Source organism: Roseateles sp. UC29_93, from assembly GCF_042695725.1.
In the GTDB taxonomy this organism is placed as follows: Bacteria; Pseudomonadota; Gammaproteobacteria; order Burkholderiales; family Burkholderiaceae_C; genus Roseateles; species Roseateles noduli_A.
On the sequence record NZ_CP170545.1, the window covers coordinates 4,221,303 to 4,235,751 of the forward strand.

Annotated in this window: 19 protein-coding genes; 14 read left to right on the top strand and 5 right to left on the bottom strand. The window is 69.8% G+C overall.

From position 1 onward, the window contains the following. Positions 1–42: 42 nt before the first annotated feature. Genes ybaL through ACFJIX_RS19705 form a run of 3 tightly spaced genes read right to left on the bottom strand, consistent with a single transcriptional unit; the run spans position 43 to position 3,106 of the window. A complete protein-coding gene (ybaL, locus tag ACFJIX_RS19695) occupies positions 43–1,779 on the bottom strand; it encodes a YbaL family putative K(+) efflux transporter (protein WP_377154013.1) in 1,737 nt (578 codons plus the stop codon). After that, positions 1,779–2,120: a DUF4936 family protein gene (locus ACFJIX_RS19700; RefSeq protein WP_377154015.1), complete on the bottom strand. Its 342-nt coding sequence runs from the start codon at positions 2,118–2,120 to the stop codon at positions 1,779–1,781. The genes ybaL and ACFJIX_RS19700 overlap by 1 nt, the downstream gene beginning before the upstream one ends. Next, the gene (locus tag ACFJIX_RS19705; RefSeq protein ID WP_377154017.1) at positions 2,117–3,106 is read right to left on the bottom strand and encodes a YgfZ/GcvT domain-containing protein; all 990 of its coding nucleotides are present in this window, start codon (positions 3,104–3,106) and stop codon (positions 2,117–2,119) included. The genes ACFJIX_RS19700 and ACFJIX_RS19705 overlap by 4 nt, the downstream gene beginning before the upstream one ends. Before the next feature lie 109 nt (positions 3,107–3,215). Between ACFJIX_RS19705 and mltG the strand changes: the two genes are divergently transcribed. The 11 genes from mltG (at position 3,216) to ACFJIX_RS19760 (ending at position 11,127) form a co-directional block, all read left to right on the top strand. Beyond that, positions 3,216–4,211, top strand: coding sequence for an endolytic transglycosylase MltG (gene mltG, locus ACFJIX_RS19710; RefSeq protein WP_377161862.1), 996 nt, complete (start codon positions 3,216–3,218; stop codon positions 4,209–4,211). 60 nt (positions 4,212–4,271) lie between these two features. After that, positions 4,272–4,883, top strand: coding sequence for a dTMP kinase (tmk, locus tag ACFJIX_RS19715; protein ID WP_377154019.1), 612 nt, complete (start codon positions 4,272–4,274; stop codon positions 4,881–4,883). After that, positions 4,877–5,941, top strand: coding sequence for a DNA polymerase III subunit delta' (holB, locus tag ACFJIX_RS19720; protein WP_377154021.1), 1,065 nt, complete (start codon positions 4,877–4,879; stop codon positions 5,939–5,941). Before tmk ends, holB begins: the two co-directional genes overlap by 7 nt. Positions 5,942–6,017: 76 nt before the next feature. Further along, a complete protein-coding gene (locus ACFJIX_RS19725) occupies positions 6,018–6,407 on the top strand; it encodes a PilZ domain-containing protein (protein ID WP_088407064.1) in 390 nt (129 codons plus the stop codon). Positions 6,408–6,495: 88 nt separating this feature from the next. Next, a complete protein-coding gene (locus ACFJIX_RS19730) occupies positions 6,496–7,281 on the top strand; it encodes a TatD family hydrolase (RefSeq protein ID WP_377154023.1) in 786 nt (261 codons plus the stop codon). Between the two features lie 34 nt (positions 7,282–7,315). After that, the gene (locus ACFJIX_RS19735) at positions 7,316–8,044 is read left to right on the top strand and encodes an ankyrin repeat domain-containing protein (RefSeq protein WP_377154025.1); all 729 of its coding nucleotides are present in this window, start codon (positions 7,316–7,318) and stop codon (positions 8,042–8,044) included. 175 nt (positions 8,045–8,219) lie between these two features. Beyond that, entirely contained in the window at positions 8,220–8,486 is a 267-nt protein-coding gene (locus ACFJIX_RS19740) for a hypothetical protein (protein WP_377154027.1), read from the top strand. Positions 8,487–8,649: 163 nt separating this feature from the next. After that, a complete protein-coding gene (locus tag ACFJIX_RS19745) occupies positions 8,650–9,312 on the top strand; it encodes an OmpA family protein (RefSeq protein ID WP_377154030.1) in 663 nt (220 codons plus the stop codon). A gap of 27 nt (positions 9,313–9,339) precedes the next feature. Beyond that, positions 9,340–10,050 (top strand): hypothetical protein, encoded by a 711-nt coding sequence (locus ACFJIX_RS19750; RefSeq protein WP_377154032.1) that lies wholly within the window; start codon positions 9,340–9,342, stop codon positions 10,048–10,050. Positions 10,051–10,355: 305 nt separating this feature from the next. Next, positions 10,356–10,517, top strand: a complete 162-nt coding sequence (locus ACFJIX_RS19755; RefSeq protein WP_067270282.1) for a DUF1328 domain-containing protein — start codon at positions 10,356–10,358, stop codon at positions 10,515–10,517. A gap of 61 nt (positions 10,518–10,578) precedes the next feature. After that, positions 10,579–11,127 (top strand): hypothetical protein, encoded by a 549-nt coding sequence (locus ACFJIX_RS19760; RefSeq protein WP_377154034.1) that lies wholly within the window; start codon positions 10,579–10,581, stop codon positions 11,125–11,127. A gap of 180 nt (positions 11,128–11,307) precedes the next feature. Here ACFJIX_RS19760 and ACFJIX_RS19765 read toward each other — a convergent pair whose 3' ends face one another. Then, positions 11,308–11,787: a carboxymuconolactone decarboxylase family protein gene (locus ACFJIX_RS19765; protein WP_377154037.1), complete on the bottom strand. Its 480-nt coding sequence runs from the start codon at positions 11,785–11,787 to the stop codon at positions 11,308–11,310. A 240-nt stretch (positions 11,788–12,027) separates the two neighbouring features. Here ACFJIX_RS19765 and ACFJIX_RS19770 point away from each other — a divergent pair, with 240 nt between their 5' ends. After that, a complete protein-coding gene (locus ACFJIX_RS19770) occupies positions 12,028–13,224 on the top strand; it encodes an MFS transporter (protein WP_377161864.1) in 1,197 nt (398 codons plus the stop codon). 135 nt (positions 13,225–13,359) lie between these two features. Here ACFJIX_RS19770 and ACFJIX_RS19775 read toward each other — a convergent pair whose 3' ends face one another. Beyond that, entirely contained in the window at positions 13,360–13,581 is a 222-nt protein-coding gene (locus tag ACFJIX_RS19775) for a hypothetical protein (RefSeq protein WP_377154039.1), read from the bottom strand. Positions 13,582–13,916: 335 nt separating this feature from the next. Between ACFJIX_RS19775 and ACFJIX_RS19780 the strand changes: the two genes are divergently transcribed. Beyond that, complete coding sequence (locus tag ACFJIX_RS19780) at positions 13,917–14,039, top strand: hypothetical protein (protein ID WP_377154041.1); 123 nt, start codon at positions 13,917–13,919, stop codon at positions 14,037–14,039. Next, a complete protein-coding gene (locus ACFJIX_RS19785; protein WP_377154043.1) occupies positions 14,036–14,449 on the top strand; it encodes a hypothetical protein in 414 nt (137 codons plus the stop codon). Before ACFJIX_RS19780 ends, ACFJIX_RS19785 begins: the two co-directional genes overlap by 4 nt.

Genomic DNA, 14,449 nt, shown 5'->3' on the forward strand with positions numbered 1-14,449 from the left:
GATGTAAAGCGGCGATTGCTGGGCGGCCGGGCGCCCGGGCGCTCAATGCGCCGGCGCCGCCACGGGCGACAAGCCCTCCGGGATGTCCGCGTTGAAGCGCTGCAGCACGTGCCGGCTCATGCCCTTGGCGAGTTCCTCCTCGCCGTAGAACACGGTGCCGAGCTGCTCGCGGCGCAGCAGTTCGGATTCCTCCTCGCCGTGGGTGCGCAGCACGATCTCGATGCCCGGGTTCAGCTGTCGCGCCGTGTCGGCCATCTGCCGCGCCTTCATCGAATCGGGCACCGCCACCACCAGCATCGCCGCGTTGGCGATGTGGGCCTGGACCAGCACCATCGGTTCGCTCGCGTCGCCGCTGACCGCCGCCATGCCGCGCTTGCGCAGCGCCTCGACGGTCTCGCGGCCCTGGTCCGCGACGACGAAGGGGATGCCGCGCTCCGTCAGCGCGTCGGCGATGCGCCGCCCCACGCGACCGTAGCCGACCAGCACGACCTGACCCTCCAGGTATTGACGCTCGGTCGTCTGCGGCAGCTCGGCGTAGGGGTCGTCCCGCGCCTCGAGCTCGCGCGCGAAGGACGAGCGCGCCAGCACCCAGCGCTGCAGCGGCTGGATCATCGCGAACATCACCGGGTTCAGCGCGATCGAGATCAGCGCCGCCGCCAGCACCAGGTTCATCCCGGCCTTTGGCAACAGCCCCAGCTGCACGCCCAGGCCGGCGAGGATGAAGCTGAACTCGCCGATCTGCGCCAGGCTGGCCGACACCGTCATCGCCGTGTTCAGCGGATAGCGGAACACGATGACCAGCGCCGCCGCCGCGATCGCCTTGCCCAGCATCACGATCGCGACGACGCCCAGCAGGTGCAGCGGCTGGTCGACCAGGGTCATCGGGTCGAACAGCATCCCCACCGACACGAAGAACAGCACCGAGAACGAGTCCCGCAGCGGCAGCGATTCCTGCGCGGCGCGGTGGCTGTATTCGGACTCGCGCATCACCGTGCCGGCGAAGAACGCGCCCAGCGCGAAGGACACGTGGAACAACTCCGACGCGCCGTAGGCGATGCCGATCGCCACGGCGATGACCATCAGCGTGAACAGCTCGCGCGAGCCGGTCCGCGCCACCTGCCACAGCATCCACGGCAGCACGCGCCGCCCGACGACCAGCATCAGCACGACGAACGCGGCCATTTGCGCGAGCGTCTCGGCGATCGTGCGCCACAGCGGCGCGTCGGCGGAGGCGCCGGGCGCGGCGTTGCCGCCCAGCACCGTGGACAGCGGCGGCAGCAGCACCAGGATCAGCACCGTGGCCAGGTCCTCGACCACCAGCCAGCCGACCGCGATGCGGCCGTTCATGGATTCGAGCGAGCCGCGCGACTCCAGCGCCTTTAGCAGCACCACCGTGCTGGCGCAGGACAGCGTCAGGCCGAAGACCAGCGCCTGACCCGCCGGCCAGCCCCACCACATCGCCAGGCCCATGCCCAGCGCCGTGGCGGCGGCCATCTGCACGACCGCGCCCGGCAGCGCGATGCGCTTGACCGCCATCAGGTCCTTCAGCGAGAAGTGCAGCCCGACGCCGAACATCAGCAGCATCACGCCGATCTCGGACAGCTGCGCGGCGATGCCGACATCGGCGACAAAGCCCGGCGTGGCCGGGCCGATCGCGATGCCCGCCAGCAGGTAGCCCACGAGCGCCGGCAGCTTCAGCCGCTCCGCGATGAAACCCAGGATCAGCGCCAGGCCGAAGCCCGCCGCCAGCGTCGAGATCAGGGAGACGTTGTGTTCCATCAGTGCGCCGCTCCCGGACCGGCGACGGCGGCGAAGGCCTCGCGGTGACGGGGGCCCTGCGCGAACGCGCCCAGGGCGGCGGCGATCCGGCGTTCCGCGTCCGCCGCGTCGGGCAGCTCGGGGCCGTAGATCTCCATCCAGGTCTGGAAGACCGGATCGTTGTCATGGCGCTGGAGCAGCCGCACCGGCTGCGCCTCACGCGCCTGTTCGAAGGCGGCCAGCGCGGCCGTCAGCTGGTCCGCATGGACGCGGTAGTAGACGTAGAGCTCGACCGGCGCGGTCGAGCGCGGAACAGGAGGGCGGGGAGGCGCGGCGGCGCGCGTCGGCGGCGATGCATTCATTCAGGTTCTCCGATAACGTAAGGCAGGGGACGCGGGGTAAGGACAGCGCCTTGCGCGCTGCCCAGATGCAAGCTGCCGGACTCGAGCGCGGCGAGCTTCACTTCCGCCAGCAGCAGCGGGCGGCCTTCCTGGCGGCCGAAGCCGGCGACCATGCCGGCGGGCTGCTCCGGATCGGCGCTGTGGAAGATCTCCTGGCCGGGCGTGGCGTCGGCATCGCTGCCTTCCAGCGCGAACAGGTGGGTCCGTCGCTTGATCGTGCCGCGGTACTGGCTGCGCGCCACGACTTCCTGGCCCGGATAGCAGCCCTTCTGGAAGTTCACGCCGCCCAGCAGTTCCAGGTTGAGCATCTGGGGCACGAACTGTTCCACCGTCCCCTGGCGGATCCAGGCCAGCCCGGCGGTCACGTCCAGGCCTTGCCATTCCTCGGGATCGATGACAGGCAGCGCCGGCGCCGGCGCGTCGGCGGGCTGCAACAGCAGGAAGCGCGGCGTCAGGCCGTCGTCGGGCAGGCGCGTGGCCAGCGCCTCGCGGCCGTCGGCCAGGGCGACGCGGCCCACGGACCAGACCGTCGCCGGGGCGGCGCCCGCTGCGGCCCCCGCCAGCCAGTCGCGCGCCTGCGCGCCGGACAAGCCCCACACGGCCCAGGCCGCGCTGTCGTCGCTCAGCTTGCACTTGGCGCGCAGCACGAACATCGACAGCCGCTTCACCGTCGCCGGCAGCACCTCGGCGGGCAGCGCCAGCAGCACGGTCTGGTCGTCGGGCTTGACCGCCAGCATCGTCGCCAGCAGGCGGCCCTTGGCCGAGCAGAAGCCCGCCAGCCGCGCCTGCGCGCCGGTCTGAAGGGCCAGGTCTTGCGTCAGCTGCGTGTGCAGGAACTTGGCGGCTTCCTCGCCCTGGGCGCGGATCACGCCCCAGTCGGCAAGCCGGACGGCGCCCAGCGCCGAGGACGGCACGGGCGGCGGAGCGTGGTGGAGGTCTTCGATCATGGGCCGATTATCATCAGCCCCCGCATTTCACGAAGGGCGTCGGGTCTTGTCACGCGCGAAAAACAGATCTCGCGGCACCGCGAGAAAAACGAAGAAGCAGTCGGGCCGGATCGGGCGCTGGCTGCTGTCCGTCCTGGTGGCGGGCGTGGTGCTGGTCGGCGGCGGCGCGGGCGCGCTCTGGTGGTGGCTGCAGGCGCCGCTGGCGCTGGAGAAGCCGGGCATCGAACTCTCCATCGAACCGGGCACGCCGCCGCAGCAGGTCGCGCAGGCCTGGGTCGCGGCCGGCGTGCAGACCGATCCGCGCTTCCTGTACGCGTGGTTCCGGTATTCGGGCCAGGCGAGGAAGATCCGCGCCGGCAGCTACGAGATCCATGCCGGCATCACGCCGCGCGAGCTGCTCGACAAGATGGTGCGCGGTGACCAGGTGCTGGAACAGCTGCGCCTGATCGAAGGCTGGAACTTCCGCCAGCTGCGCGCCGCGATCGCGGCCGCGCCGGCCTTGAAGCAGACCACCGCGACGATGACGGACGAGCAGATCATGGCGGCGATCGGCGCGCCCGGGCAGGCGCCCGAGGGGCGCTTCTTCCCGGACACCTACGCCTACAGCCTGGGCGTCAGCGACCTGACGGTGCTCAAGCGCGCCCATGCGCTGATGCAGAAACGGCTGGAGAGCGCCTGGGCCGGCCGCGGCGACGGCCTGCCGCTCAAGAGCGCGGACGAGGCGCTGATCCTGGCCTCCATCGTCGAGAAGGAAACCGGCGCCGCCGCGGATCGCGGCCTGGTCGCGGCGGTGTTCGTCAACCGGCTCAAGGCCGGCATGCCGCTGCAGACCGATCCGACGGTGATCTACGGCCTGGGGGCGGACTTCGACGGCAACCTGCGCAAGAGCCACCTGCAGACCGACACGCCGTTCAACACCTACACCCGCGGCGGCCTGCCGCCGACGCCGATCGCGATGCCGGGCCTGGCCGCGCTGCAGGCCACGCTGCATCCGACGCCGTCCAAGGCGCTGTACTTCGTATCGCGCGGGGACGGCACCAGCCAGTTCAGCGAGGACCTGGCCGCGCATAATCGCGCGGTCAACAAGTACCAGCGCGGCCGCTGAAGCGACCGCGCTTCGCTTTTTCCGCTTTTTTCCCATCCGGGTTCCGAGAGAGCACCACGCGTGAGCGGTCGTTTCATCACCTTCGAAGGCATCGACGGGGCGGGCAAGTCCACCCACATCGAGTCCGTCGCGCAGCACCTGCGCCAACGCGGCGCCGAACTGGTCCAGACCCGCGAGCCCGGCGGCACGCCGCTGGCCGAGTCGTTGCGGGGCCTGTTCCTGCACCAGGACATGGACGGGCTGACCGAGGCCTTGCTGGTCTTCGCCGCGCGGCGCGACCATGTGCAGCGCGTCATCGCGCCGGCGCTGGCGCTGGGCCAGACGGTGCTGTGCGACCGCTTCACCGACGCGAGCTTCGCCTACCAGGGCGGCGGCCGCGGCATGGACGTCCAGGTGCTGGCGACGCTGGAACAGTGGGTGCAGCAGGGGCGCCAGCCGGACCTGACCTTCTGGTTCGACGTGGACCCCGCCGTGGCGGCGCAGCGTCGGGCGCAGGCCCGCGACGCGGACCGGCTGGAGCAGCTGGATCTCGACTTCTTCGCCCGCGTGCGGGCCGGTTATCAGCGTCGCGCCGAGGCGGCACGGGGCCGCATCGTGCGCATCGATGCGGGCGACACCATTGCAGGCGTCGCGGACCAGATCCGCGCGGAACTGGAGCGCCGGGGATGGTGACCGATTCCTCCGTCACGGCCGACGGCGCCGCGGCCTTGGCCGAAGGCGGCCAGTTGCCGCTGCCCTGGCTGGCCGAGCCGCTGCATCAGGCGCTCACACAAGGCCGCAGCCATGCGCTGCTGCTGCAGGGGCCGGCCGGTGTCGGCCAGTTCGACCTGGCGCTGCTGCTGGCGCAGGCCTGGCTCTGCGAGGCACGCACCTCCACCGACCAGCCCGGCTGCGGCCGCTGCCCGAGCTGCCACCTGCTGCGCTCGCGCTCGCATCCCGACTTCCAGGTGCTGCTGCCCGAGGCCTTGCGCGAGCCCCTGGGCTTCGGCGCGATGGACGCCGAGGGGGACGGCGCCTCCTCGGCCAAGGCCAGCAAGACCAAGCCCAGCCGCGAGATCAAGATCGAGGCCGTCCGCCAGATGCTGTCCTTCGCGCAGGTCAGCGCGGCACGGGGCAAGGCCAAGGTGGTCGTCGTCTATCCCGCGGAGGCGCTGAACACCATCGCCGCCAATGCGCTGCTGAAGACGCTGGAGGAGCCGGCGGGGCTGCTGCGCTTCGTCCTGGCGAGCGCCGCGCCGCAGCAGTTGCTGCCGACGATCCGCAGCCGCTGCCAGCCGCTGCAGATGGCGCTGCCCGGCCGCGAGGCCGCGCTGGCCTGGCTGAGCGGGCAGGGCGTCGACCAGCCCGGCGTGCTGCTGGACGCCACCGGTGGCCGTCCGCAGGAGGCGCTGCAGTGGAGCGAGGAGGGCATCGCCGCCAGGACCTGGCTGGAGCTGCCGCGCCGCATCGCCAAGGGCGAGGCCGTGGCGCTGACCGACTGGCCGGTGCCGCGGGCGATCGCCGCGATGCAGCGCCTGGTGCACGACCTGATGCGCATCGCCCACGGCGCCGGGCCGGCCTACTTCCCGCGCGGTGCGCTGCCCAAGCTGCCGGCGGTGCGCGGCGCGCTGGACCAGTGGGCCCGGACGCTGCAGCAGGCGGCGCGGCACGCGGACCACCCGCTCAACGCCGGGCTGCTGATGGAGTCGCTGGTGGCCCAGGGGCAACAGGCGATGCGGCCGGCACGCTGATCAGCGCGGTAACCAAGTCTGACCCCGGGGCGCCGCGAGTAGACTTGGCGCCATGAGCGAACTCAGCCTGAAACCCATGAGCACCACGCCGCCCGCGTCCGCCCCCGTCCCGGCTCCCGCCGGCGGTGCCCGACCCAGCGTGATCCAGCTGGTGTTCAAGGAGAAGGGCGCCCTCTACGCGGCCTACATCCCGATCTTCTCGGAAGGCGGCGTCTTCGTGCCGACCACGCGCGACTACAAGCTGGGCGAGGACATCTACCTGCTGATGACACTGCCCGAGGATCCCAACCGCTATCCGGTCGCGGGCAAGGTCGCCTGGCTGACGCCGGCCAACGCGTCGGGCGGCCGCACGCAGGGCGTCGGCGTGCGCTTCCCCGGCGACGAGAAGACCCGCGTGATCAAGCTCAAGATCGAGGAACTGCTGGGCACGGCGATCTCCTCGGCCAAGCCGACGCAGACGATCTGATCCCCGCAGACCGGCGGCACCGTGGCCGTCCCGCCGCGGCGTCGGCGCCGCTTCAGCGCCCGGCCACGAGCCCGGCGGAGTTGTTCCCATGTACATCGATTCCCATTGCCACCTGAGCTTTCCCGAGCTCAAGTCCCAACTCCCCGACCTGCTCGCCGCGATGGACGCGGCCCAGGTGACGCAGGCCGTCTGCATCTGCACGACGATGGAGGAGTTCCCCGAGGTCCGTGCCATCGCGGACGCGCACCGGCAGCTGTTCGCGACCGTCGGCGTCCATCCGGACAGCGACGAGGTCCATGAGCCCAGCGTCGACGAACTGGTCGACGGCGCCGCGCATCCGAAGGTCGTCGCCATCGGCGAAACCGGACTGGACTACTACCGCCTCAACGGCCGGACCGTCGAGGAGATGGAGTGGCAGCGCGAGCGCTTCCGCCACCATATCCGCGCCGCGAAGCGCACCGGCAAGCCGTTGGTGATCCACACCCGCTCGGCCGCCGAGGACACGCTGCGACTGATGCGCGAGGAGGACGCCGGCCAGCCCGGCGGCGTCGTGCACTGCTTCACCGAGACCATGGACGTGGCGAAGGCGGCGCTGGACCTGGGCTTCCACATCTCGTTCTCCGGGATCGTGACCTTCAAGAACGCGGCGGACCTGCGGGAGGTCGCGAAGATCGTCCCCGCCGACCGGATCCTGATCGAGACCGACAGCCCCTATCTGGCGCCCGTGCCGTACCGCGGCAAGCTGAACCAGCCGGCCTATGTGCCGCACGTGGCCAAGCTGATCGCCGAGGTCCGCGGCGTGCCGGTGGAGACCTTGGCGGCGCAGTGCACGGCGAACACGCGGCGGCTGTTCCAGCTGCCGGAGGCCGCCTGAGATGGCGGCCGGTTCGCTCCGGAAGACGTCGAGCATGGGCGTGTCGTCCGCCGTGGGCGCTGCCCTGGTAGGCCTGATGCTGGCCGCGGCGCCGGGGGCGACGGTCCTGGCGCAGGGGCGCTTCGGATCGCCGTCGCAGGCGTCGTCGTCGTCGGACAGCTCGACGTCGCCCGAATTGCATGTCGCCGCCCGCAACGACCACGCCAGCACGGTGATGAAGCTGCTGCTGGAAGGAGTCGATCCCAACGTCCGCGACAAGCAGGGCAACACGGCCCTGCACGTGGCGATCCGCGAGGAGTCCGGCAAGGCCTTCGAAGCCCTGCTGAAGAGCCCCGGCACCGACGTCAGCGCGATCAACCAGGCTGGCGAGACGCCGCTGATGCTGGCGGCGCTCAAGGGCCAGCTGGCGTGGGCCAAGGAACTCGTGAAACGCGGCGCGCTGGTCAACGAGCCCGGCTGGTCGGCGCTGCATTACGCGGCCGCCGGACCGAACGAGCATCTCGTGCGCTGGCTGGTGGAGCAGGGCGCCGACATCGACGCCCGGTCGGACAACGGGACGACCCCGCTGATGATGGCGGCCGGCTACGGCGGCCTCAGCGGCGCCGAGGTGCTGATCGCCGCCGGCGCCGACGTCACGCTGAGCAACGACCACAAGATGACGGCCGCCGACTTCGCCCGCCGCGCCGGCCAGGACGAGATGGCCGACAGGCTCGACAAGCTGGCCCGGGCGCGGCATCCGTCACGCCCGCGCACGTCGCCGTGAGGCGGCTGCTGGCAACCCCCTAGGAATCCGTCTGACACGCGGTTTGGCCCGCCGCCCACTGTTGGCGGCGCGGGTCGGTCCCTACAGTTCATTCCATGCCGACACGGTGTCGGCGCCGCCCTCAGGCCCTCGCAAGCTGGCCCTCGGAATCAACTGAATCCCCCTGGAGACCGACATGCAGACCACGACCCAAGACTTCGCCGCCAACCCGTTCGCGATGCTGCTGGATCCCGAGCGCGTCGCCCACGAAGTGGCCGCCTCCGAGCGTCTGTCCCGTCTGCGCAGCCGCGTCTACCGCCCGCTGGACAAGCCGCTGATCGCGCATCGCGGCGCCGCCGACCAGGCCGCCTTCGACGAGGAAGTCGACGCCGCCGAACTCTCCGAAGCGGACCTGCTGCCGCTGGACGATGAGCCGTCCGACGGCATCGCGCTGAGCGCCTGATCCCTGCCGGGGCAAGGAATCGTCTGCCGACGCGTTGTCAGCCCTGTCTGACTTCCGCTTCCGACAGCCGACTACACCCGACGCCCCGCGATCTCCCTAGCATGACACTCAGCAAGGTCCATTTATCGTGTGACCAAGCCCCACAGCCCTCCTGGAGACTGTCATGCGCCGCCCCCGAGTCCTCGCCATCCACGTCGCCAACGCTTCGCGCGTTTCCGTCGAGAGCCGCTGGCGGCTGACGGCGATGGCCGGCTTGCCGGTCCTGGCGGTCGGCATGCTGCTGGGCCTGGGCGGCTGCGCCTCGATGGACGGCCGCACGGACGGCAACGTCCCCGGCGCCACGACCGGCGCCACCCCGGGTACGGCGCCCGCCGTCCTTGGCGGCAACCTCTGGTCGTCCCGGATGGAAGAGCGTCGCCAGGCGCTGGTCCAGGCAGGCGCCGGTGCGGGCATCAGTGTTGCCCGTACGCCGGACAACCAGCTCAAGCTGAGCGTGCCCGCCGATGTCTCCTTCGACATCGGCCGTTCCGAACTCAAGCCGGCGCTGCGCCCGGTGCTCGACGAGGTCAGCCGCAACCTGGACGACAGCGTCCGCGTGACCATCGTCGGCCACACCGACAGCTCGGCGGGTGACGCGGTCAACGGCCCGCTGTCGCTGGACCGCGCCGAGGCCGTGCGTGAGTACCTGGTCCATCACGGCGTCCGGCGCGGCCGGTTGCTGGTGGAGGGCCGTGGCGGACGACAGCCGGTGGCCAGCAACGCCACTGAGGCCGGGCGGGCCGCCAATCGTCGGATCGAGATTTTCCTGTCGCAACCCGCGTCCTAAGTTGTCTGCAAGAACGGGAGTTGAGTCATGAACGCCTTCTGCCCCCGAAATGTCCTTCGCGCGGCGCTGATGCCGGTGACCCTGTCGCTGGCCTCCGTCGTCCAGGCGGCACCCGCCGTCACCGCGACGCCGAGTTCGCTCGATGATCATGTCGAGCTGTCGGGCCGCAGCCTGTCGGAACGGACGCGCCAGCAAGCCTTGCGCGACACCTCGTCCGGCTCCCGCTACACGGTGACGCAGAGTGCCGCCGAGCCGTTGGCGACCGCCAACCAGTCCCCGGGCGCCGCCGGCTGGTATGGCCGTGCGCCGCAGGCCACGCAGACGATGTTGTGGGCCAGGCCCTTGTCCGGCAGCGGGCTCCGGCTGGGCGTCGGTGTGGAGCAGCGAGGCGCCGCGTTCGGCGGCGGGTTGTATGCGACGCCCTACCAGAACCTGCGCCCCGGCGCGGCCGGCGACGCCGGCGTGCTCGTCGGACTGGCGATGCCGACCGGGCCACGATCCCACGCCTTCGTGCAGACGCCACTGATCGACGCACAGCGCGCCCAGATCGATGATCTGAACGTGCCGGGACTCAACAACCGCGATCAGCGTCAGGTGCGCGTCGGCCTGGCGTTCAACAGCCGCAAGCCGTATGCGGACCTTCGCAAGGGCTTCAAGATGGAACTGAGCGGGCAGTCGTCGCTGACCTTCCGTCCGCGGGGCGGGCGCGTCGGCGTGACCTTCCAGAAGATCTGGTGAGACGGCCGCCTTCGCGCGCCTCGTCCACCCTCCACGAAAGCCGGCGCGAGCCGGCTTTTTCGTTGCGGCCTCGCTGCTGCTTCATTGAGGCCTTCGTCGGCGTCACCTTGATGCCGCGTGGTGCCAGTCGTCGACATCCGGTCTTCGGTCCCGCTGCGTGGGACCTTGGCGGGTCGGTAGGTCCTCTCCTACAGCGCATCGGTTGCGGCTCCGACGCTGGGTCGCGGTGCGGGACTGCCTCTGGCGGACGGGCCAGTCCCTAAAGTTCATTCCATCGCGGCACGGTGCCGCGCAGGAGAACCGAGATGCTGCACTACGCCGTCGTCTTTTTCGTCATTGCCTTGATCGCCGCGCTGTTCGGCTTCGGCGGCATCGCCGCCGGCGCCGCGAGCATCGCGAAGATCCTTTTCTTCGTCTTCGTGATCATGGCCGTCGTGACCTTCGTGATGAGCCTGCTTCGAAAGTGACGGTGCCGGATCCGACCGCCGCCGATTCACTGCCTCTCCCAACAACAAGCAAAGGATGACCATGAACAAGCACGCAACCACCGCACTGATCACCGCCGCCCTGAGCCTGTGCGCCGGCATGGCGCAAGCCGCCAACTTCTCGAAGTCGGTCTACGACGGCGCCAAGGACGACATCAAGAAGACCTACAAGGTCGACAAGGACGGCTGTGATCAGCTGTCGGGCAACGCCAAGGACATCTGCGTGAAGGAGGCCAAGGGCCGCGAGGACGTGGCGCTGGCCCAGCTCGAGTACAACTACAGCGGCAACGCCAAGGACGAGGCCAAGCTGATCGAGGCGCGTTATGAGGCCCGCTACGACGTGGCCAAGGAGCGCTGCGACGACCGCTCGGGCGAGGCCAAGGACGTGTGCCAGCGCGAAGCCAAGACCTCGTACGAGAAGGCCAAGGCCGAACTCAAGATGAACAAGAAGGTGGCCGCGGCCGTCGATGACGCGGAGGAAACCCGCGTGAAGGCGGACTACAAGCTGGCCGCCGAGAAGTGCAACACGCTGTCCGGCGATGCCAAGGACGTGTGCGTGAACTCGGCCAAGGCGCGTTACGCCCAGCGTTGATCGGCGGAGCAATTCCACCCCGGCGGGGGGCGCCGTCGACCCGAGGTCGTTCGCGCCTGACGTTGCACCGGCGGATCCGGGCCCAGAACTCGAACATTGCCCGGATCCCCCTGTCGACACCACTGCAACGGCGCCCCGAGGGGCGCCGTTTTCTTGGGGTCAGCCCGGGGCGGGGCAAGGTCAGGCGAGCCCGGCCTTGTCCAGTCCGAAGGCCTTGTCCTGCGAGCCGGGAATGCTCTGGAACGCGACGTTGAGGCGGTTCCAGGCGTTGATCGAGGACACCAGCCAGGTGAGGTCGGACAGTTCCTTCTCGTTGAACTGCTCGCGGACTTCGGCATAGACCGCGTCGGACACGCCGGACTCGGGGATGCGCGTGAGCGTCTCGGTCCAGAGCAGCGCGGCACGTTCGCGGCTGGAGAACAGCGGCGACTCGCGCCAGATCGCGACGTGGTGCAGGCGCAGCGGGCGCTCCCCGCCGATGACCGCCTGCTTGACGTGCATGTCCAGGCAGAAGGCGCAGCCGTTGAGCTGCGAGGCGCGGATCTCGACCAGATATTGCAGGGCGTGCTCGAGTCCGCCCTCCTTCAGGGCCATGGACAGCTCCACCAGCTTCTTGAAGGCGGCGGGCGACTGCTGCATGTAGTTCAGACGTTGGCTCATGGAAGTCTCCGTGTTGAGGAAGTGAAGGGTAGGTATCCACAAGACGGCGCAGCCGTCGCACTTGTGACATCGCTTTGCGCCCAAGCGCCGGTGTCGCCTCGCTAAACTGGCCGGCGCCCGCCCAAGAAGGCCTTGAACACCTCGTGCCGTGACCGCTCCAGCCTCCCCGTCTTCCCCTCCTCCGGCGCCGCGCCGGTCCCCAAGACCAGCGTCTTCCGTCATCCCGGCTTCACGGCGTTCCTGATCTGCCGCCTCGCGGCGGTATTCGCCGGGCAGATCCAGGCGGTGGTCGTCGCCTGGCAGGTGTACGACCTGACCCGCGAGCCGTTGGCGCTGGCGTATGTGGGCCTGGCGCAGTTCATCCCGATGCTGCTGCTCCTGCTGCCGGCCGGTGACCTGATCGACCGTTTCAGCCGCAAGCCGATCCTGGCGATCAGCTGGGCCGTGAGCGCGAGTTGCAGCCTGGCGCTGTGGTGGCTGTCCGGCCATGGCCACGCGGGCGTGACCGGGATCTATGCCGTGCTGGTGCTGTTCGGCTGCGCGCGGGCCTTCTCCGGTCCCGCGTTGCAGAGCCTGTTGCCGCAGATCGTCCCGCGCGAACAGCTGGCGCAGGCGATCGCCGCCAACAGCATGCTGCTGCGCGTGGCCAGCATCGGCGGTCCGTTCCTGGGCGGGATCCTGTACGGATTCGGTGGCTCCGGCCTGACCTATCTCGTCTGTCTGGCCTGTTTCGCGCTGGGCACCGCGCTGCTGGTCGGCGCCGTGCCGGTGCGCTTTGCCGCGCCGCCTTCGCCTGCGGGCGGCAACATCTGGCAGCGCTTCGGCGCCGGGATCCACTTCATCCGCTCGCGGCCCATCATCCTCGGCACGATCTCGCTGGACCTGTTCGCGGTGTTGCTGGGCGGCGTCGTCGCGCTGCTGCCGATCTACGCCCACGAAGTCCTGCATGCCGGCCCGGAAGGACTGGGCGCGCTGCGCAGCGCCATGGCCGTGGGCGAAGTCACCGCCGGTCTTTATCTCAGCCTGCGGCCGTTCAACCGGCATGTCGGGAAAGTGATGTTCGCGGCGGTGGCGGTGTTCGGCCTGGCCAACCTGGTGTTCTCGTTGTCGACCACCTTCTGGCTGTCCTTCGGGGCGCTGGCGATTGCCGGCGCGGCGGACATGGTCAGCGTCTACATCCGCGGCGCGCTGGTGCAGTTCTCCACCCCCGACGAAATGCGGGGCCGCGTCAACGCGGTAAACATGCTCTTCATCGGCTCGTCGAACGAGTTGGGGGAGTTCCGCGCCGGGAGCGCCGCGGCCGCGCTGGGCGCGGTGCCCGCGGCGGTGACGGGGGCCGTCTGCACGCTGGGCGTCGTGGCGGCCTGGGCGGCGCTGTTCAAGCCGCTGCGCACGGTCGACCGCTTCGAGGAAGCGACCCCGGCCGTCACGCGCTGACTGTCATCACGCCTACAAAGAAAAGCCGCGCCGACCCGGAGGGTGCGACGCGGCAACAGGGAGGATGCAGTGGAGGGGGTGGCAAACGCCAGGCCCGCCTTGAGCGCAGGCCTGGGGCCGGATGCCGTCAGGTCGTCAGTGGCTGTTGCGACCGCGCACGGCCGGCGGAAGGTAATCCTTGCCAACCATGGCGCGGGCGAACAGGTAGTTGTTGCGAGCGCGGGCGGGCAGGCTGTCCAGATCGACGTGACCTTGCGGATCGCACGGGAAAGACATCCCGCGGCCAGCGTCGAAGATGGATTCAAACCGGATCTCGAATTGCGACGCAGCGGCGTCGGCGGCGATCTGGAGGTTCATTTGGGTTCTCCTGCTGAGTGCCTTTGCTTTCACTATCGGCGCTGGGGCGTTCGCTTCCCATAAGCGCAGCACGGTGCGTGGTGTCGGTGCGCGGAGGTGGTCCGTGTCCGACGTCGTCCTACAGCATGTGGGCACAACGGAAGTGCGTCGGATGACGTTGACGGTGCGGTCGAAGTTCGCCCGGAACTTCACACAGTTTTGCAGTCCTGCACGGCACTGCGATGGCTGTGGGACAGCGCCTACAGCGCGTCGCGGTGGCCGCCGCTTCGCTGGCGCTCCGGTGACGACGACGATGCCTTCATCGCAACCTGATCCCGCTCCGGTTCGAGGTCACCATGGACGACAACATGCTCATGCTGATGACATTGGCCACGTGTACGGCTACCGCGTTGGCGGTGCGTATGTGGCAATGGCTCGACGAACTGCCGCGGGACGACTTCCAGGAGGACCTGCCATGAGCGCCCGACCACCCCTGCCGCCCGAGCATCCCGCCGACGCTTCCACGGTCGATCCTTCCGTCGAACGTCTGGCCAGTGAAGACCAGCCGCTGAGTCAGTCCGCCTTCATCTGCGGCGAAGTGACCTACCGGACCGGTGACGGTCCGATGATGGCCATCCGTCCCGGCGCCGTGCAGGTCGAAATCAACGAGCACGACGTGACGCTGGGCTGGGAGGAGGGCGACTCGCGCCTGAGTGCCCTCATGCCTCGCAGCGAGTACGCGCGCTTCATCGGCACCGGCGCGATCAAGCCGGTCGTGACGCACCGACCGGACGACGTCGCTGCGGGGGCCGGCGACGCAAGCGATGCGCCGAACGCATCGAACTCGCAGCCGGAACTGGACAAGGCGCAGGGCAAGCCCGGGCACTGA